Raw genomic sequence first — 17,463 nt, 5'->3', positions numbered from 1 at the left:
GTCGTCGCACCTACGACGAGGTCCGCCCGGCTGACTACAGTAGGGTCGGTGCTCGGGTCCCGGCCGTGGAGCAGCAAGTACGCCGACCTCACCACGGACTGGGCGGCGGGCATGCGAGCGCTCGCCGCGGCGCTGGGCTGACCGTGGACCACCATCCCGACGTCATCAGCGCGCAGTCCCGACGCCGGCTCGAAATCGACCTCGAACCGCCCAGCACCTGACGGCCGAACGGTCAACGATCATTTCATCCGAATGGATGAATTGCCTGCTCGAAGCTATATCGATGGCCGACAGTGGTCGTAGACTCACGGTGTGGAACAAGATCTGGAATTGACGCCGCGAATGGCAGCCGTGGTCAAGATCTTCCTGCGGGACGTCGCCGAGCCGCAGTTCGGTTTCAATTTGATGCAGCAATTGAGGATCTCCGCGGGCACCCTCTACCCGCTGCTGACCAAGTTACGGCGGGCCGGTTGGCTCGCCGCGGAGACCGAGGACATCGACCCGAAGATCGCGGGTCGGCCGGCGCGCCGGTACTACACGTTGACGCCCGGTGGTGCGGTGGCGGCGGTGCGGGCGCTGCAGCAGTCCCAGGCGCTGTACGAGGTCCCGCGATCCGCCCGCCGGGTAGGCAGGCCCGGACTGGCCCGGGGAACGACATGAGCACCATCGGTTTGGTCGCGGCGACACTCGTGGGTGTGGTCGCGCTCGTCATCGGCAAGGTCATCCTGGACCTGATCGGCAAGGAGATCGAGGGCCGGCTGCCCGGATTGTGTTTCGCGGTCCTGCACCTCGCCCGGCGGCGCCTACCCGCGGAAATGCGCGCCGAACTGCACGACGAGGCGCTTCTCGAAGAAGAGCTGCGCACCATCCTGTTCCACACCTACCACGAAAGGCCGATCACCAGCCTCATCAACGGCTTCACGTTCGCCTTCGGCTGCCTGACCGGCGCCCGCCGCAACGCCCGCGCGGCCGGCTGGACCCCGCGCCACCATCACCCGCAAAGCCGTTTCACCCCCACCCTGGCGACCCAAACTCCCCTGGCCCGAGTCGCCCAGCTCACCCCCGGGCACCTCACCGACCGGGCCGCCACAAGCCAGAGCGACGGAAAAGCCCACTTCCTCGCCCAACCCATGATGTTCACCGCACTGGCCCTGACCTGGAGCCCCCGCTCCCGCACCCAGTTGCGAACCGGCGACTAGGCCAGCTCGGGTTCCCTGCTCGCACCGTCTCGGCGTGTCCCGCCTTCCCGTAGCCATGTCCCGCCTTCCCGTAGCCATGTCCCGCCTTCGCGTAGCCATGTTCTGCGTTCGCAGAGCCGGTCTTGCCAAGTCTTGCGGGATTACCGACCGAACGCTCCGTGACGCGGCGCTAGCGAGTGCTGCGCCAGGTGCTGGGGGCCAGGCCGTGGGCGCGTTTGAAGGCGCGGCTGAAGGCTTCTTCGGAGTCGTAGCCGACGCGCCGGGCGATGGCGGCGATGCCGAGGCTGCTGGTGGTGAGGAGGTCGCGGGCGATGTGCATGCGCCAGCCGGTGAGGTAGCGGATCGGGGGGAGGCCGAGGATGTCGCGGAAGCGCTCGTCCAGGAGAGACGCTGACACGGCGACTTGTTCGGCGAGGCCGGCGACGGTCCACTTGCGGTCGGGGTGGCCGTGGATGAGGGCCAGGACCGACGCCAGGACCGGGTCGCGCAGGGCCCGCGCCCAGCCGCGGTCGGCGGCGGGGGCGTTCTGCAGGTGCAGCCGCAGCACTTCGCTGAGGAGCAGTTGTGGCAGTTGCGGCGGCGTATCGAAGCCGCCGCCGGTCGCGAGCGCGTAGGTCACGGACGCGGTCACCCAGTCCCGGGCCGGTCCCGGCGCCGGGCTGACCACGAAGGCCGGCGGGAACATTCGCAGCCGCGGGTCGAACAGCGGATCGTCACAGCTCAGAAAGCCGCAGAAGACGCTGGTCCGCGCACCGCCCTGGCCGTAGCGGATCATCGGGATGTCCGACCCCAGCTGCGGCCCGATCAGCGCCGACACCGGCACGCTGGCCGCGTCCTGAACCCCGCCCATGCGGTGCGCGTCGCCGTACGGCAGGACGATCACGTCACCGGCGTTGGCCCACAGCCGCTCGCCTCCGATGGGCTCGACCCAGCAGCGCCCCGAGCCGATCACATGGAACAGCAGGACCCGCTCGACATCCAACAGCAGCGCGTCGACGATGTCCTCGGCCCGCATCGACTCGAACGACCATGCCTCGGAGTACTCGCCGCGCAGGAAGATCGCTCCCTGGACGCGCAGCCCCGACAGCACGTCCGCCAGCCTCGGAGTGGGTTCGCGGTCAACTACGGCGGGCGCGCGGTCATGGCCAAACAGGTGAGCCCGCATGAGACTCATCCTGCCAGACGCAAAGCGGCCGCCGGCGACGATAAAACCCGGTGGCAACCGACGTACGAAAGGAATTCCCTTGCCCAGATATCTGATCGAAAGAACCTTCCCGGACGGGCTCGACATTCCGCTGAACGAGGACGGCAGCAAGGCCTGCCTCACCGTCGTCCACGGCAACCTCAAGCACGAGGTCACCTGGTTGCACTCCTACGTCTCCCCGGACCGGACCAAGACGTTCTGCATCTACGACGGCCCGTCACCCGAAGCCATCCGCGCCGCGGCCACCACCAACGGCCTTCCCATCGACGCGATCACCGAGGTCAGCGTCCTCGACCCGTATTTCTACCGGGGAGCCGATTAGATTCGGAGCAGGTGCCGGGGGTCACGCCAGACGAGGCGCAGGCAGGCGGGGGTGCCGGTGAGCCGGCCCGGCACCCCGCCCGGGGCCGGCACGTCGTCGCGCTCCACGCAGGTGCTGCCCATCGACCGGTAGAAGGCTTGCGCGGCCCGGCACGACCGGAACCGGCCGTGCCACACCGCCGCGCGGTCGGCGCCGACGTCACCGTCCAAATAGGAGTCGCCGTACGCACCCCGGTAGTGCCGGCGCCAGCTGTCCGCGTGCAACTCCGCAATGGCCGCGGCATCCGTTGCCAGGGCAGGGCGAAACCGCGGCGGGTCAAGCTCGGGCACGGCGAACTCCCTCTCGTCGATCCTGGCGCCATTCTTGCCGATTCGTAAATCGACGCCAAAGGCTGCCCGATCGTGCGGCGAATTCAGACCTTAAGTGCCGGAGCCTCCTCGGTCGGGGCGCGGCGGGGCATGACGAGGAGGGCGATCAGGGAAAGGATCGCGCAGCCGATGATGTAGAGGCTGATCCAGGTGCTGGAGCCGGTGTGCTGCAGGATCGCGGTGGCGATGAGCGGAGCGGGGCCGCCGGCGAGGACCGAGGCGAGGTGGTAGCCGATTCCGGCACCGGAGTAGCGCACGGTGCTGTCGAAGCTCTCCGCGATCAGCGCGGCCTGCGGGCCGTACTGCACGTCGTGCACCACGAGCGAGACGACGATGGCGAGCAGGACGAGCCCGGACATCTTCGTGTTGAGCAGGCCGAAGTAGGGGAATGCGAACGCCGCGGTGGCGACGATGCCCGTGCCGTACACCAGGCGCCGGCCGTACCGGTCGGAGAGCCAGCCGAACAGCGGGACGCTGACCAGCCCGAGCGCAGCGGCCACCATGGTGTAGCTGAGCAGGCTGTTCTGGCTCAACCCCAGCTTCTTCGTGCCGTAGGTGAGCACGAACGTGATGAACAGGTAGAAGGGCGCCTGCTCCGACATGCGCACGAACGCCGCGGCCAGGATCTGCCCGGGGTAGCGCCGGATGGCCTCCCAGACCGGCAGCCGCACCACGGCCTCGGCCTGCCGCACGGCCGCGAACACCGGCGACTCCAGCACCCGCAGCCGGACGTAGAGCCCGACGCCCACCAGGACGATGCTCAGCAGGAACGGCACCCGCCAGCCCCACGAGTCGAACCCGCCGCCGGACACCGCGCTCATCAGCTTGAAGATCCCGGTGGACAGCAGCAGTCCGACCGGGACCCCGAGCTGCGGCATGCTGGCCATCAGCCCACGCTTCTCGCGCTCACCCCATTCCATGGACAGCAGCACCGAACCACCCCACTCGCCGCCCACGCCGATGCCCTGCGCGATCCGCAGCAGCACCAGCAGAATCGGGGCGAGCACGCCGATGCTGGCGTAGCCGGGCAGCAGTCCGATCAGGAACGTGGCGATCCCCATCAGCAGCAGCGTGGTGATCAGGGTCGCCTTGCGCCCGATCCGGTCCCCGAAGTGCCCGAAGATCGCCGCGCCGATCGGCCGCGCCGCGAACCCGACGAACTGGGTGGTGAAGGACGCCAGCACCCCGGTGAACGGCTGGCTGCCGGGGAAGAACAACTTCGGGAAGATCAGCGCCGCGGCCGTGCCGTACAGGAAGAAGTCGTACCACTCGATGGATGTGCCGATGGTGCTGGCGAACACCGCACGCCGCCGCGCGGTCCGCACGCCCCTGGCCTCGACCGCGATGGCAGCCATGCGCACCTCCAGGTGTCCCACCGTGACTACCCGATACGGCCGTAATTAACCGTCCGCAGGCGCAACACGTGACCGAGGAACCTAGGGCGACTAATACCCGTTGGTTGAGCCAAACGCGGTCTTGCCGCCGCGGACGCGGCGCGCGACGGTAGCCCTGTGGCGACAATGAGGCACAAACTGCGTCGGCTCGGCGTGGTGACGGCGGCCGTCGCGGCCGCGGTGTTCGGTTCCGGCCAGGCGGCGACCGCCGACCCGGTCCTGCAGGTGTCGCTGGACAGCGTGCTCCGGTTGCAGCCCGGCGGGCTGCAGGTCGTGGCCACCGGCCACTACACCTGCGGTCCGCTCTCCCCCAACTCCGACGGCGTGGTCGACCTGACCGTGGAGCAGCCGAGCGTGACCGGGTACGGCTACCTCTTCCTGACGGTGTGCGACGGCAGCCGGCAGACCTGGTCGGCGCCGGTGGACAGCGTCGGCGGGCCGTTCGCCGGCGGCCGCGCGGAGGCGTCCGTCTCGGGCTACGCCTGCGACCGCAGCACGGGCGCCGACTGCCTGGTGACCTCGTTCGGCCCGAAGCTCGTGCACATCCGCTAGCCGGCGAGGAGCAACCACACCCGGATCAGCACGGCCGCGACCGGGACGAGCAGCAGGAACCTGCCGATGCTGGAGAAGGAACGCAGCCCGACCCGGAGGGCCATGGTCCGCTTGTGCACGCCCACGGCGGCCAGCGCGGCCTGCATGGCTCCGGCGACCCGGTGCGCGGACGTGGCCATCGGCTTCTTCCTGTCGTGCGCCGGCACCGGGTACGTGTGCGGCTTCCAGGCCTGGTCGAAGGTGACGACGGCGGAGGTCCACGGATCACCGCCGGCAACTTCCCTGATCCGGGACGGCGTCGGGAGGTGCTCGGCCAGCTGTTCGGTCAGATCCGCCCACCGGCCCGGCATCAGCAGGACCAGCTTGTGCGCGGGTTGGGTGGCGCGCACCTGCTCGACCTCCCACCACAGGCCCTCGCCCACGCCCAGGCGCAACACGATGAGCTGGGACAGGTCCATCAGCGTGCGCACTCCGGCCCGCCACTCGTCGTCCGGCAGGTAGAACCGCGCCGCACCAAGGTACGGCAGCGGCTCGCCCGGCCGGCCGACCGCGATGACCGGCCCGACCGCGCTCAGCGCCCCGGCCAGCTGCTCCTCCCGGGAGTAGATGCTGAGGGCCGAGACCTCCACCCCGCCCGGCATCCGGTCGACCGTGGCCGCGGTCTCGTCGTCGGCGAAGCTCCGCAGGTACAGCACCGGGCGGCGGCCGTCGGCCCGGAGCGCGGACGCCGCGCCCCGCGCGGTGCGGTGGCGGGACTGGCGCAGGATCAGCGTGCCGGCCGCGATTGCGATCAGCGCCCCGAGCCCGGTGAGCAGCCGGGCCACCACCGGCAGCTGGTGTGCCTGGGTCGCCGTGATGACGCCGAAGAAACCCGGCACCAGAAAGAGAAATCCGAACCCGTTGAGCACGACGAACACCGGCCGCCGCCACCAGGGCCGGTCCGGCACGTACCGCCGGACCAGCTCGACGACGTCCGCCACGCTCCGCCGGCGCCGGCGCCGCAGCCACCGGGCCAGCGCGACGAGCAGCCCGGAAGGCAGCAGCCACACCAGCGCGGTCCTGGCCGAGGAGCGGAGCTCCCGGTCGTATCCGGCCTGGTTCTGGTCGATGCGCTGGTCAAGATCGCCGGCGAACAGCCGCGCGACGGCGATGTCGCCGTCCAGCGCGGCATCCGTGGTGAGCGTGACCGCGGCCCTGGTCTCCCCCGCCGCCGGCCGGTTCGTGTCGAACCACGCCCGCTGCTCGAGGATGGCGTCGCCCGCGGACACGTTCCCGCCCGCGTACCGATCGAGCGCGGCCACGAGCGCGGCGGCGTGCGCCGGCGCGTCCTGGAACCGCGCGCGGTCCCGCAGGTCCATTCCCGCGCTGATCACCAGATGCAACGCGACGTAGCCGGTGACGACCGCGACTACCGAGACAAGCCGGGCGAGCGCCGACACGGACACGGGGTTGATAGTAGGGCCGCGCCGCAGTCGGTTGGCTGCCGATCTTCCGGCCCAACCGAATGGTCCATTCGATGGAATCCGGGAGAAAATCCGATTCTGAATTGCCCGAATTGCTCCCTACTTGCTTGGCGGCGACGAACCTCGCTACGGTCAGACAATCCGTCGAATTGAGGGATTCGATGGAAGCCAGCAGCGGAGGGGAGGTGTTGGTATGGAGCGTTACGAAGACCTCGAAGGTTCCGCTCTCGGTCTGATCAACGCGGTCATCAACTGATGCGTTTCGTTCCATGGCGGGCGGCGCGCCGCCCGCCATGGACCCCGTTGTTTCCGTCGCCGTCCGCCGTGAGGAGAGATGACCGGCCGTGCGTGACTATGCCGTGCTTCCGTTGCAGCCGCTGATGGATCTCACCGCGGACGCCGAGATCGCGCCGTCCGTGCCCGCCCGGGTGGTGCTGGAGTGGGCGCGGGCCAGACAGGACACCCTCGGCTGGCACCCCGACCAGGTGCCGGCGCCCGAGCTGCGGCCCCTGCTCGTACGCGCGGGCGCGCTCCAGGACATCGACGAGCCACCGGCGCCGGCCGCGACCGAACCGGGCGAGCTGGCGTGGGCGGCCCGGCTGGCACTGCAGCTCGGTCAGCGGGCGCGGTGCGCGGCCCTCGCCCGGCGGGTGCTCCCGGACGCACCGGCGCTGGACCGCGGCTGGGCCGCGCTGCTCGGCGCGATGGCCGGCGACGCGGCCGCCCCCGACCTCGACGACGCCCCGGCCCCGGTGGCGTTCGCGGCGTCGCTGTATGCCGCCGATCGCGGCGACCCGGCGGCGCTCGACACCGCCCGCGCGCTTGTCGCCGGCATGGCACGGAAAGCACCGGTCGGGGTGCTCGCCGCCGCCCGGCTGCTGCGCCGCGAACTGGCCGCGGGCGCCGCGGATCCGGCGGCGGTCACCGGCATGCGCGAGGCCCTGACGTCAGCGCGCGCGGGCACCCAGCCGCTCCTCGACGGGCTGCTCCAGGAGGCGGAGCTCGGCCTGCTGCTCGCCGCCACCGCGGCCACCGGCCAACCCGCCGAGGCCGAGAAGTTCGCCGCCGCCGCAGCCGGGCTCGACCCGACCGGCGCGCCGGCCCAACTCGCCGTCGCCGCGGCAGCCCGAGCACGCGGCCGGGTCGCCGAAGCCCGGGCGGCCTATCTCAGCGCGGCGAGGCTGGGGCTCTGTGAACGCACGGCCGCGCTCACCGGCCTGCTCGAGCTGGACCCGACCGCGCCGACCGGCCCGCTCGCCGACCTGATGGCTCAGCGGCGCGACGAGATCGCGACGTCCGTGTCCGGACTTCCCGGCACGGTCGCCGACACGGCCCGCTGGATCGCCGCGCCCACCCCGCATCCGCTGCCGATCGAGCGCTACCGGGCCTTCCTCGATCTCCAGCCGCCGGCCCTCGCCGCGGCCGACGCGCCACCGGTCACCAACCACACCCCGCTGCTGTCGCTGGCCGCCGTCGTCGAGAACCGCGAACCGTGGTTCCGGGAGATCCACCCCCAGCGGGCAACGGCGGCGATGTTCCGCGCGGAGCTCGAACGCACCGCCGCGGTCTACGGCCATGCCAGCGCCGCCACCTCGGCGACGTTCTCGACGTGGCTCGACGCCCCGGACGGCTGCCCGCCCGAGCTGCGCGAGCGGATCGCCGGCGCGGCGGATCTCCCGTTGCTGGACCGGGCGCTGCTCGGCCGGTTGGTCTCGGCGGTCGGCTTCCACGCCGAGGCCAGGGACATGCTGCCCGGACCGGACGTGCCGGCGCCGACGCCGGCGGCGGCCTACGCGCTGGCCAGCTGGATCTTCGCCGAGCAGATGCTCACCACCGGCCACCAGGTCGATCTCGATCCGGCGTTCCGCACGCTCTACGCGCAACTCGGCGACGATCCGCGCTACCTGCGCATGAAGGTGGTGGCGTCGATCAACGCGACGGTCAACGCGGCCCGGCTCCGGCAGGCCGACACGATGCGGTGGTGGCGTGCGGAGGGCGAGCACACCCTGGCCGCCTACCGCGCGCTCCCCGAGGTCGACGAGTTCAGCGGCCTGCTGATGACCAGCCGGTGGTTCCGCTCGATGGGCTTCCTGCCGTTCGTCACCGGTGACCGGGAGCTGCTCCGCGCGGATCTGGACCAGTGGCTGGGGATCGCGACCGAGCTGCTCGGCGCCACCAGCGACCACGAAGCGATCATCGCCGCGGACAACTACTTCCCGGCGGTCGAGACCGCCGTCCGCACCCACACCTACCTGGGTGAGCACGCCGAGGCGCTGCGCCTGGTCGAGCGGCTCGCCACGGAGATCGACCCGGTCGACGCCAAGACCTGGCTCGAGCTCGGCGAGCTGCGCCACCAGGCCGGCGACGTGACCGGGGCCCGCGACGCCTACCTGCACGCGGCGCACCTCGAGTTCCCGTACGGGCGCCTGTCCTGGTTCAACGCCGGGCAGTGCCACGAGCAGCTCGGCGAGTTCGAGGACGCCGTCGAGTGCTACCGGCGCTCGCTCGAGCACTGGCCGACCGGGGTCAGCCCGCTGCGCCGGATCCGCGACCTGCACGCCCGCGGCGTGCTGGGCCGGGACAGCGCGCTGATCGCGGCCTGGGCACGGCGCCAGCCGGCGTGGGACAAGCTCCCGCAGATCCCGCAGCCGGCATGACGAGCGTCGAACCGTACGGCGTGCAGCGCGAGGCCTGCCTGGTCGGGACGTTCGACGCGGACGGAGCGCTGGTCAGCAACCCGATGCCGCGGGCGTCGTTCGTGTTCCGGATCGCCGGGCCGCTCGACCCGGACCGGTTCACCGGCGCGCTGCGGACCTGCGCCCGGCGCAACGACGTGTGGCGGACGCGGATCCGGCGCACGCCGGACGGCGACCGCCTGATCCAGGACGCGGATCGGGACACCGAGCCGATGACGGTGACCTGCGCGAGCACGCGCGACCGGGACCGGTTGGCGGAGCTGCTGTCGGCGACCGCCTACGCGCCGATCGACCTGAAGGCCGGCCCGCTCGCCGCCGCCGTCGTCGTCGAGACGGCGCCGGACGAGCACGTGCTGCTGATCCGCGCCGATCACGCGTGGTGGGACGGGCTCAGCATCGGCGCCTTCCTGCACCGTGCGCTGCTCTGCTACGCCGGTGGGCCGGTACCCGACTCCGGCCCGGGTTTCGGCGAGCTCGCGCACGCCGCGTCGGTCCGCGACGAGGAGCGGGAAACCGCCCGCGCGTTCTGGGCCGACGCGATGGCCGAACCCGTGCCGCCGAGCCGATTTCCGGGCGGTCGCGCCAAACGCTGGCCGGACGTCCTCGCGACCTCGGTGGCCCGGTTCACCCTCGACCCGCAGGCGATGGCGGCCGTCACCGCCGCCCGGGGCGCCACCGGCGCGTCCCGCGGCCGGCTGCTGCTCGCGGCACTGTGCTTCGTGACCGCGCTGTGGACGGACCGCCCGCTGCCCGTGCTCTACGCCCGCGGCGGCCGCGGCGACCCGCGCTGGCAGGACGTGCAGGGCCCGCTGCACGAGGCGGTTCTCGCGGTCGGGACCGGGCAGCCGGCACCGACGCTGGGCGCGTGGGCCGGCGCGCACGCCGCCGCCAACGCCGCCGCGCCGCCGCTGCGCGGTCAGTGGCTCACCGACTTCGGCGGCGTCGAGGCGCTCCGGGCGCGCCGGCTGTTCGTGCTCAACCAGCTGCCGCCGGCGCTGATCCAGGAGTCCGTGGTCGGCGGGCTGCGGGTCACGCCGGACGGCGGTGAGCTGCGGGACCTGCTGCGGCCACCGCCCGATCACCGCGGGGTCCCGCCGCACAACGGGCTGCACCTGATGGTCCACTGGGTCGGCGAGGTGCTGTCGATCTCGGCCTACACCGACCCGGAGGTGCTGCCGGATCCGGCGCCGGTGATCGCGGCGATCCGCCGGTTCTGGCTGGCGCTCGCCGAGACACCCGAGATCGAGCCGGCGCGGTTCGCCGAGACGCTGCGCCGCGCATGGCCGGCCTGATGCTCTGGCGCAGCGGCGGGTTCCGGGCACTGTGGGCGGGCGCGGCGCTCAGCCAGCTCGCCACCCCGATGCTGCGCTTCGCCCTGCCGCTCATCGCCGTGGCCGAGCTCGGCGCCGGACCGTGGCAGATCGCGGTCATCTCGGCCCTCGGCACGCTCGCGTTCCTGCTCGTCGGCCTGCCCGCCGGGGTGCTCGCGGACCGGGTCCGGCAACGGAGGCTGCTGATATGGACCGACGTCGGGCGCGCGGTGCTCACCGCCGCGGTCGCCGTGACCACGGTGGCCGGGCTGCTCGGGACCGGCCAGCTGTACCTGCTCGCGCTCGCCGTGGGCGTGCTGGCCGTGCTCTTCGATGTGACCCACCCGAGCTACCTGCCGCAGCTGGTCGACCGCACGCAGCTGGTGGCGGCCAACGGGTGGCTCACCGCCGTCCTCGCGATCGGGCAACTGGTCGGCCCGGCGCTCGCCGGCGCGCTGCACGCCGTACTGCGCGCACCCGGTGTGCTCGCGGTGATCGCCGGCGGGTTCGCCGCCTCCGCCCTGTGCCTGCTCATGATCACCCAACCGGACCGGGTGCCGGAGGCGCCCGAACGGCGGGCGCTCGGCACGGAGATCGCCGAGGGGGTGCGCTACGTCTTCGGCGACCCGCTGCTGCGCCCGATCGTGCTCGCCGGCGCGTTGATCAACCTGTGCACCCTGGTCATCCAGGCCATCGTGCTGATCTACCTGGTCACCGATCTCCGGCTCACCCCGGAGGCGGCCGGGTTGCTGTTCAGCGCGGGCGGCGCGGGCGGCATCCTGGGCGCGCTGGTCGCCGAGCCGCTGGCGCGCCGGGTCGGCCGGATCCGCCTGCTGTCCCGCGTGATGCTGGTGTGTGGACCGTTCGCCCTGCTGATCCCGGGCGCCGGACCCGGACAGCTGGCGCTGGCCTGCGCCGGCTACGCCATGCTGTGGGCCGGGTGCTCGATATTCAACGTGGTGCAGATCAGCGTCCGGCAGGAGACCTGCCCGCCGGGAATGCTCGGCAGAATGAACGCGACATTCCGGTTCACCCTCTGGGGCGTCATGCCGCTCGGCGGTTTCCTGGGGGGCGCGCTCGCCACCGCCACCGGTGTGCGGACCACGTTGTGGCTCGGCGCGGCGGGAATCACCTTGGCAGCGCTACCGGTGTTCACCCTGCACCGCCGAAAGAACACGGTCCTCCCGGAGCACTGAGATCAACAAATTCCGATAATTTTCATCGCGATTTCTTGCTCCCTGGCATTTCCCGCCCTGCCATACTGACCGCGGACCGGCCATCCGGCCGGGAGACGGGGAGGAACAATGAAAGGGATTCGGAGCCGGTTGCGGCTGGCGTCCCGCGTGCTCGTGCCGGCGATGACCGCCGCCGGTGTCCTGGCCACGCCGGCCGTGGCGGCCGCAAGCCCGCCGCCGACGTGCACGGTCAGGGCGAACGGGGGCGAAATGGCCATAGGGTCCTGCGTCGACGGCAGTCCACAGTGGAGCTATCGATTCACCATGTACTGCACGCTCGACCAGACCGACGGCACCCCCGCCTTCAGCATCACCACACTGTGGACCAAGACCACGGAGATCAACGAGTGGAGCTGTATGTGGTACGCAACCGGTTATTACAACAACAACTACACCCTCGAGCTCCGCTTCGACGGTTAGCCCCGGCCGGGATCCGGGCATACGTCCGCCCCGTCAAGGACGGCGGCTGCGACCGCTGATCGTCCGCGGCGTCAATGGGTGAGCAGGCCCGTGATGGTCCTGATCATGATTTCGCATACTTCGGCGGCATCGAGGCCCAGGTCGTCGCGGCCCATTTGCCAGGCATTGAACGTGGCGGCGATCAGCAGGGCGTTGAGGAGACGGGCGCGCTCCGGTCCGGCGGCGTCGAGCTCGGCGGCGAACAATGTGGAGATCTCGTCGCGTACCCGGCCGATCTGAATCGCCCGGTTGCGCCGGAGCTGCGGCGAGACCGGCAGTTTGAGATAGGCGGCCCGCGCGGACGGGGCCATGATTTCCAGCATTCTGGCCCGCTGCCGGCAGAACGCCTCGACCCGCTCGCGCAGCGGCAGATCGGCAGGGATCGGGCGGTGCTCGGCCCGCATCTGCTCGGCCAGCCGCGTCCCGGCCGCGGCGTACAGCGACTCGATGTCCTTGAAGTTGACCCACAGCGCGCGTAACGACACGCCGGCCCGTTCGGCGATCGTCGCGGCGCTGTTGTTGAGGCTCCCTTCCCGGTGCAGGGCCAGCAACGCGTCGATGATCGCGCGACGGGTGCGCTCCGCACGCAGCGTGCGGCCGTCCACCCGGGTCGCGGGTGCCTCCTCGTCCGTGGTCATACCGGCCAACGCTACCTACCGCCCCCGGATCTACGGCGCGATCATGCCGAAACGCAGGCCCTTGACAGGGGCCCCATGTTAGTGCACTGTGCGTGCATCTTTCTTGGGGAGGGACTGATGAGACCCAAGGGCACCATCACCGCAACCATCGCCGCAGCAGTGCTCACCGCCGGTCTCGGCGGCTGCGGTACCGACACCCCCGAAACCGCCGCCGGCCGGGCGGGCATCGGCTCGAACGACCGCGGCGGCACCTCGTCGCCGGCACCCGCGCCGAAACCGCAGCGCGTCAAGGTCGCCCAGACCGTCTGGTATGCCGGGCTCAAGCTCGAGCTGGGCACGCTGGTCTACGAGCCGGCCAAGGAGTCCGCGACGAACGTTCCCTCGCTGGGCGTAGGGGAAATACTGACCTTGGACGTCGCCATCACCAACCTGGCGACGACCCAGGGCCCGAACTCCGTCCCGCTCACCCTCGAGCTCGACAGCCAGCACTACGACGGCTCGCTCACCGGGGTGAACGGCCTGCCGGGCTCGGCCACCACCAAAGGCACCTTCGAGTTCGCGGTTCCCACCGCGATCGGTGACCTCGCCACCGGCACCATCGCCGTCGGCGACGCGGACGGCGCACAGGCCGTCGTTCCCCTTGGCAGTACCGGGGAACGCGTCACCCTCGAACCCCGGACCCTGCTGCAGGCACCGCAGGAGCTGGCCGTGGCCGAGCTCAGGTACAAGGTCACCGCCTGCCAGCTGCGCGCGGACCTGCTCAACGAACATGACCAGCTGCGCAAGAACGACCGATCCGTCGCCTGCCTGGTCGACATCCAGTACACCGGCAACACCCCCGGCGGGCACACGATCGCCAACGAGAACTTCCGGCTGAAACTGCCCGACGGGACGGTCCAGGCGGCCGAGAAATACCCCATCAAGCTGCTGAGCGCCCAGGAAGTGGAGCGCGATCTGCTCGTCCGGTTCACCATTCCGTGGCCGGCCTCGGGCGCCTACGCCATTCAGCTCCTCGACCTCGGCCACCTCGGCCGAAACCCGCCGGGGCAGCAGAACACCGGCGAGGTACCACTGACCATCAGCAAATAGCCACGGCCACGGTACTTTGGACCGCATGGCGACCGTTTCCGCGTTGACGTACTACCCGATCAAGGGGTGCGCCGGGGTCGACGTCGAGCGGGCGGAGATCACCGCGACCGGATTGGCCCACGATCGGCTCTTCGCGGTCGTCGGGACGGACGGGGTGACCGTCTGGCAGGCCGAGGCACCGCGGCTGGCGACGGTCCGGTGCCGGATCCTGCACGGGGGCACCAAGCTCGTGCTGGGCGCACCCGATGCCGACGACCTGACGCTGGACGTGGTGACCGAGGGAGCGGTCCGGTCCGTGGACGTGGAGAAGTGGCCGGCGGCCGGGATCGACCAGGGCGACGAGGCGGCGGGCTGGCTCTCCGGCGTGCTCGACCGGCCGGTCCGCCTGGTGCGCGAGCCCGCCAGGGACAGCCGGGCCCGCGGCGGTGCCGACCCGACCGCGCTGCTCGTCACCTCACTGTCCTCATTGGATGGACTGAACGGGCGGATCCTGGAGCGCGGCGCGAATCCCGTGCCGATGAACCGGTTCCGGCCCAACATCGTGATCGGCGGCTGGCCCGATCCGCACACCGAGGACCGGGTAGGCCGAATGACCATCGGCAGCACGGAAATCGGCTTCGGCGAACTGGCCATCCGCTGCGCGGTCACCACGATCGACCAGCTGGCCGGCGTGCGCGCCGGCCACGAACCGTTGCGCACCCTGGCCGGCTACCGCCGCGAACCCGAAGGCGGCGTCAGCTTCGGCCTGAAAGCCGCCGTCCTCACCCCCGGCGACATCTCCGCCGGCGACCACGTCACCGTCACCCAATGGCGACCGCTGCCGCCCACTTCGTGATGCTCGCCATGTTGGCCCCTGACGTCGCCATGTTGGCCCCTGACGTCGCCGTGTTGGCCCGTGGCATCGCCATGTTGGCTCGTGGCGTCGCCGTGTTGGCCGAGTGCGCGTCGGGGTTGCCGTCAGCGGTGTCCGGCGGCGTCGTCACCAGCCAACACACCCACGCCAGAGGCCAACACAGCGACGTGGCGCGCCAACACGGCGACGTGAGACGCCAACATGGTTAGGGGTGAATCGTGTCGTCGCCAGCGGAGCCGACAAACGTGGCGACCGCGAAATTGCAGGTCTGGTCGGTCGAGGCCGAAGCCCCGGCCGCGGTGACGCCGAGCCCGCCGGCCACGAGGGCGGCGACCGCCACGAGCCGAACCACATTCACGTGTCGAGGTGGTTCCGCCAGGAATGCTCCGGGTTGAAGCCGAGTGCCTGTTTGGCGCGGTCGATGGACAACAGCGTCTCGTGTTCGCCGATCTCCCGGTTCAGGGGTGTGCCGGGATAGGTCTCGTGCAGCAGGTCCGCCGACGGGCGGTTCATGACGGTGTCGGCCGCGGCGATGATGTAGCTGCTGGCCCCGGTGACGGCGGCGTCGAGCGCCAGCCGGCCGGCCGCGGCCGCGTCGCGCTCGTCGATGTAGCCCCACAGGTTCCACTTGCGCGCGGCCGGATCCGGCCAGTACTCCGGGAACCGCGGGTACTCCGCCGGCCCGAGGATGTTGGAGAACCGCAGTGCCACGAAGGGAATCCCGGACCAGGCCGCGAGGTGCTCGGCCAACGTCTCGGCGGTGACCTTGGACAGCGCGTAGGTCGTGGTCGGGTAGGGATAGTGCGCCTCGTCGACCGGCGCGTAGCGCGGCGGCGTGTCGAACGGCAGGCCGAGCGTCGTCTCGCTGGACGCCCACACCACCCGGCGCAGCCCGAGCCGGGTCGCGGCGTTGAACACGTTGTAGTTCATCGCCGTGTTCGTGGTGAAGGTGTGCACCGGCGGGTACAGGCCCGGCGCGGGAATGTTCGCCAGGTGGATGACGGCATCCACATCCTGGAGCACGTCCACGGTCTGCCCGTAGTCGGTCAGGTCCGCGCGGAGCACCGGCACCCCGAGGTCCCGCTCGGGTAGCCGAACATCGGTCGCGACGACCTCGTGGCCGTACGCAAGCAACTCGGCGACCGTGGCCCGTCCCGCACGCCCACTCGCGCCGGTCACACAGATCCTGGAGATCGTGTTCATGGTCCGTGATCCTTTCAGGTTCGGCGGCCGGTGGCACTGCGGGCGATGGCGGGTTGGCGGGATGCCAGAATGCGCCATGCCGTCGGGGTGGGGAGGATTCGTGGTGTCGGAGCGCAGTGTCTGTGTGGGGGATCAGCAGGTTGCCTTCACGGCGTCGGCGGGCAGGGGACGACCCGTGGTGTTCGTACACGGCAACTCGTCGTCGGCTCGGGTCTGGCAACCGTTGCTGGCGGGTGGTTTCGGCGACCGGTTCCGGTGTCTGGCGCTGGATCTGCCCGGCCACGGCCGGTCGGCGCCGGCCACCCGGCCGGAGGTCTACTCGCTGCCGGGCTATGCCACCATTCTCGCCGGCTTCCTCACCGAGCTCGCCGTCGAGGACGCGGTGATCGTCGGGTGGAGCCTGGGCGGAAACATCGCCCTCGAAGCCGCTCCCCGGCTGCCCGACGTCACCGGATTCGCCATTCTCGGCACCCCGCCGGTCGGCACCGCCGACCAACTCGCCGAAGCGTTCCTCCCGAACCCGGCGGTGAACATCGGATTCACCGCCGAACTCGACCACGACGCCGCCCAGTCCTACGCCGAAAGCTTCCTCGCCCCACAGTCAACCCTGCCGCTCGACGACTTCGTCGCCGACATCCTCGCCACCGACGGCGCCGCCCGCGCCGACCTGCTCACCAGCGTCCAGGCAGGCCAGTTCGCCAACCAGGTCGACATCGTCGCCAAGCTGACCCAGCCGATCGCCGTGCTCCATGGCCAGCACGAGCAACTGGTCAACCTGGAATACCTCCGCGGGCTCACCATGCCGACCCTGTGGCGCCACGCCGTGCAGGTCCTGCCCGACGCCGGCCACACCCCACAGGCGGAAACTCCCCAGGCACTCGAAGAAATCCTCACCGAGTTCCTCACCGACGACGGCGTGCGACGAAGGACGCTTTCGTCACGCTGAGCGCGACGAATGACGCCTTCGCCGCACTCAGCGGTGCAGGGCGGTTTCCCGCTCCATATGCGACAGCTTCTCGGGATTGCGCACGGCGTAGAGCCCGGTGATGAGGCCGTCGTCGATGCGCACCGCGAGAACGGTGTCGATCTCGCCGTCGAAATGGAGAACGAGCGCCGGGTAACCATTGACCTGTGCCGGTTGCAGCGACCCCGTGGCGGCGATCCTGCCCAGCCCGGCGGCCAGCAGGCGGGCCACGCTGTCGGCGCCCACGACCGGCCGCAGCACGGCCTGCTTGGCTCCGCCACCGTCACCGAGGAAGACGACATCCGGCGCGAGGATGTCGAGCAGGCTCTGCAGATCGCCCGTTTCGGCCGCCCGCCGGAACGCCTCGAGCGCGTTCCGGGTCTCCGCCGCGGAAACGACCCCGCGCGGCCGGCGCGCCGCGACGTGTGACCGCGCCCGATGGGCGATCTGGCGGACCGCCGCCGGGCTGGGCAGGATCGCCGCCACGGGGTCGCTGCAACCGGCACAGGTCAAT

The 17,463-nt window shown here is 71.0% G+C and carries 18 protein-coding genes and 1 pseudogene; 11 read left to right on the top strand and 8 right to left on the bottom strand.

Features of this window, described 5'->3' with window-relative positions:
* Positions 1 to 312: 312 nt before the first annotated feature.
* Both VGR06_RS31005 and VGR06_RS31000 read left to right on the top strand, forming a co-directional pair.
* Positions 313 to 660 (top strand): PadR family transcriptional regulator, encoded by a 348-nt coding sequence (locus tag VGR06_RS31005; RefSeq protein ID WP_327562714.1) that lies wholly within the window; start codon positions 313 to 315, stop codon positions 658 to 660.
* Entirely contained in the window at positions 657 to 1,199 is a 543-nt protein-coding gene (locus VGR06_RS31000; protein ID WP_327562713.1) for a hypothetical protein, read from the top strand. Before VGR06_RS31005 ends, VGR06_RS31000 begins: the two co-directional genes overlap by 4 nt.
* Before the next feature lie 169 nt (positions 1,200 to 1,368).
* Here VGR06_RS31000 and VGR06_RS30995 read toward each other — a convergent pair whose 3' ends face one another.
* Entirely contained in the window at positions 1,369 to 2,289 is a 921-nt protein-coding gene (locus VGR06_RS30995; RefSeq protein WP_327562712.1) for an AraC family transcriptional regulator, read from the bottom strand.
* Positions 2,290 to 2,443: 154 nt separating this feature from the next.
* Here VGR06_RS30995 and VGR06_RS30990 point away from each other — a divergent pair, with 154 nt between their 5' ends.
* Positions 2,444 to 2,725, top strand: coding sequence for a DUF4242 domain-containing protein (locus VGR06_RS30990; protein WP_327562711.1), 282 nt, complete (start codon positions 2,444 to 2,446; stop codon positions 2,723 to 2,725).
* Here VGR06_RS30990 and VGR06_RS30985 read toward each other — a convergent pair.
* Entirely contained in the window at positions 2,722 to 3,054 is a 333-nt protein-coding gene (locus VGR06_RS30985; protein ID WP_327562710.1) for a hypothetical protein, read from the bottom strand. The genes VGR06_RS30990 and VGR06_RS30985 overlap by 4 nt on opposite strands.
* Positions 3,055 to 3,137: 83 nt before the next feature.
* Positions 3,138 to 4,448 carry an MFS transporter gene (locus tag VGR06_RS30980; protein ID WP_327562709.1) on the bottom strand — a complete coding sequence of 437 codons (1,311 nt, stop codon included), beginning with the start codon at positions 4,446 to 4,448 and terminating at the stop codon, positions 3,138 to 3,140.
* A 165-nt stretch (positions 4,449 to 4,613) separates the two neighbouring features.
* Here VGR06_RS30980 and VGR06_RS30975 point away from each other — a divergent pair, with 165 nt between their 5' ends.
* Positions 4,614 to 5,039 carry a hypothetical protein gene (locus VGR06_RS30975; protein ID WP_327562708.1) on the top strand — a complete coding sequence of 142 codons (426 nt, stop codon included), beginning with the start codon at positions 4,614 to 4,616 and terminating at the stop codon, positions 5,037 to 5,039.
* Here the strand turns inward: VGR06_RS30975 and VGR06_RS30970 are convergent.
* Positions 5,036 to 6,484: a hypothetical protein gene (locus VGR06_RS30970; RefSeq protein ID WP_327562707.1), complete on the bottom strand. Its 1,449-nt coding sequence runs from the start codon at positions 6,482 to 6,484 to the stop codon at positions 5,036 to 5,038. The two genes, VGR06_RS30975 and VGR06_RS30970, sit on opposite strands and share 4 nt — an antisense overlap.
* Before the next feature lie 362 nt (positions 6,485 to 6,846).
* On the opposite strand from VGR06_RS30970, the gene VGR06_RS30965 reads away from it, so the two are divergent.
* The 4 genes from VGR06_RS30965 to VGR06_RS30950 all read left to right on the top strand — a co-directional run bounded on the left by VGR06_RS30965 (position 6,847) and on the right by VGR06_RS30950 (position 12,163).
* Positions 6,847 to 9,159, top strand: a complete 2,313-nt coding sequence (locus tag VGR06_RS30965) for a tetratricopeptide repeat protein (protein WP_327562706.1) — start codon at positions 6,847 to 6,849, stop codon at positions 9,157 to 9,159.
* On the top strand, positions 9,156 to 10,490 hold the full coding sequence (locus VGR06_RS30960) for a condensation domain-containing protein (protein WP_327562705.1): 1,335 nt from the start codon (positions 9,156 to 9,158) through the stop codon (positions 10,488 to 10,490). Before VGR06_RS30965 ends, VGR06_RS30960 begins: the two co-directional genes overlap by 4 nt.
* A complete protein-coding gene (locus tag VGR06_RS30955) occupies positions 10,478 to 11,704 on the top strand; it encodes an MFS transporter (protein WP_327562704.1) in 1,227 nt (408 codons plus the stop codon). The genes VGR06_RS30960 and VGR06_RS30955 overlap by 13 nt, the downstream gene beginning before the upstream one ends.
* Before the next feature lie 108 nt (positions 11,705 to 11,812).
* Complete coding sequence (locus tag VGR06_RS30950) at positions 11,813 to 12,163, top strand: hypothetical protein (RefSeq protein WP_327562703.1); 351 nt, start codon at positions 11,813 to 11,815, stop codon at positions 12,161 to 12,163.
* A gap of 71 nt (positions 12,164 to 12,234) precedes the next feature.
* Here the strand turns inward: VGR06_RS30950 and VGR06_RS30945 are convergent, their stop codons facing one another.
* On the bottom strand, positions 12,235 to 12,840 hold the full coding sequence (locus tag VGR06_RS30945; RefSeq protein WP_327562702.1) for a TetR/AcrR family transcriptional regulator: 606 nt from the start codon (positions 12,838 to 12,840) through the stop codon (positions 12,235 to 12,237).
* A gap of 117 nt (positions 12,841 to 12,957) precedes the next feature.
* Here VGR06_RS30945 and VGR06_RS30940 point away from each other — a divergent pair, with 117 nt between their 5' ends.
* Both VGR06_RS30940 and VGR06_RS30935 read left to right on the top strand, forming a co-directional pair.
* The gene (locus VGR06_RS30940; protein ID WP_327562701.1) at positions 12,958 to 13,929 is read left to right on the top strand and encodes a hypothetical protein; all 972 of its coding nucleotides are present in this window, start codon (positions 12,958 to 12,960) and stop codon (positions 13,927 to 13,929) included.
* Between the two features lie 25 nt (positions 13,930 to 13,954).
* Positions 13,955 to 14,764 carry an MOSC domain-containing protein gene (locus VGR06_RS30935; protein WP_327562700.1) on the top strand — a complete coding sequence of 270 codons (810 nt, stop codon included), beginning with the start codon at positions 13,955 to 13,957 and terminating at the stop codon, positions 14,762 to 14,764.
* Between the two features lie 223 nt (positions 14,765 to 14,987).
* Here VGR06_RS30935 and VGR06_RS30930 read toward each other — a convergent pair whose 3' ends face one another.
* Together VGR06_RS30930 and VGR06_RS30925 are read right to left on the bottom strand one after the other, a co-directional pair.
* Positions 14,988 to 15,140, bottom strand: a complete 153-nt coding sequence (locus VGR06_RS30930) for a hypothetical protein (protein ID WP_327562699.1) — start codon at positions 15,138 to 15,140, stop codon at positions 14,988 to 14,990.
* On the bottom strand, positions 15,137 to 15,985 hold the full coding sequence (locus tag VGR06_RS30925; RefSeq protein WP_327562698.1) for an NAD(P)-dependent oxidoreductase: 849 nt from the start codon (positions 15,983 to 15,985) through the stop codon (positions 15,137 to 15,139). The genes VGR06_RS30930 and VGR06_RS30925 overlap by 4 nt, the downstream gene beginning before the upstream one ends.
* 175 nt (positions 15,986 to 16,160) lie before the next feature.
* Between VGR06_RS30925 and VGR06_RS30920 the strand changes: the two genes are divergently transcribed.
* Positions 16,161 to 16,931 (top strand): alpha/beta hydrolase, encoded by a 771-nt coding sequence (locus VGR06_RS30920; protein WP_327562697.1) that lies wholly within the window; start codon positions 16,161 to 16,163, stop codon positions 16,929 to 16,931.
* Positions 16,932 to 16,958: 27 nt separating this feature from the next.
* Here VGR06_RS30920 and VGR06_RS30915 read toward each other — a convergent pair.
* Positions 16,959 to 17,463, bottom strand: a pseudogene (locus VGR06_RS30915) (RNA polymerase subunit sigma-24); the annotation flags it as partial.

Source organism: Actinophytocola sp. (assembly GCF_036002505.1).
Taxonomy (GTDB): Bacteria; Actinomycetota; Actinomycetes; order Mycobacteriales; family Pseudonocardiaceae; genus DASYTH01.
This window is presented reverse-complemented; position numbering and strand designations above follow the sequence as displayed.

Coding starts and splice junctions, on each gene's coding strand:
- VGR06_RS30935 (WP_327562700.1), top strand. CDS start 13,955: ATGGCGACCGTTTCCGCGTTGACGTACTACCCGATCAAGGGGTGCGCC.
- VGR06_RS30940 (WP_327562701.1), top strand. CDS start 12,958: ATGAGACCCAAGGGCACCATCACCGCAACCATCGCCGCAGCAGTGCTC.
- VGR06_RS30975 (WP_327562708.1), top strand. CDS start 4,614: ATGAGGCACAAACTGCGTCGGCTCGGCGTGGTGACGGCGGCCGTCGCG.
- VGR06_RS30950 (WP_327562703.1), top strand. CDS start 11,813: ATGAAAGGGATTCGGAGCCGGTTGCGGCTGGCGTCCCGCGTGCTCGTG.
- VGR06_RS30960 (WP_327562705.1), top strand. CDS start 9,156: ATGACGAGCGTCGAACCGTACGGCGTGCAGCGCGAGGCCTGCCTGGTC.
- VGR06_RS30925 (WP_327562698.1), bottom strand. CDS start 15,985: ATGAACACGATCTCCAGGATCTGTGTGACCGGCGCGAGTGGGCGTGCG.
- VGR06_RS30945 (WP_327562702.1), bottom strand. CDS start 12,840: ATGACCACGGACGAGGAGGCACCCGCGACCCGGGTGGACGGCCGCACG.
- VGR06_RS30980 (WP_327562709.1), bottom strand. CDS start 4,448: ATGGCTGCCATCGCGGTCGAGGCCAGGGGCGTGCGGACCGCGCGGCGG.
- VGR06_RS31000 (WP_327562713.1), top strand. CDS start 657: ATGAGCACCATCGGTTTGGTCGCGGCGACACTCGTGGGTGTGGTCGCG.
- VGR06_RS30955 (WP_327562704.1), top strand. CDS start 10,478: ATGGCCGGCCTGATGCTCTGGCGCAGCGGCGGGTTCCGGGCACTGTGG.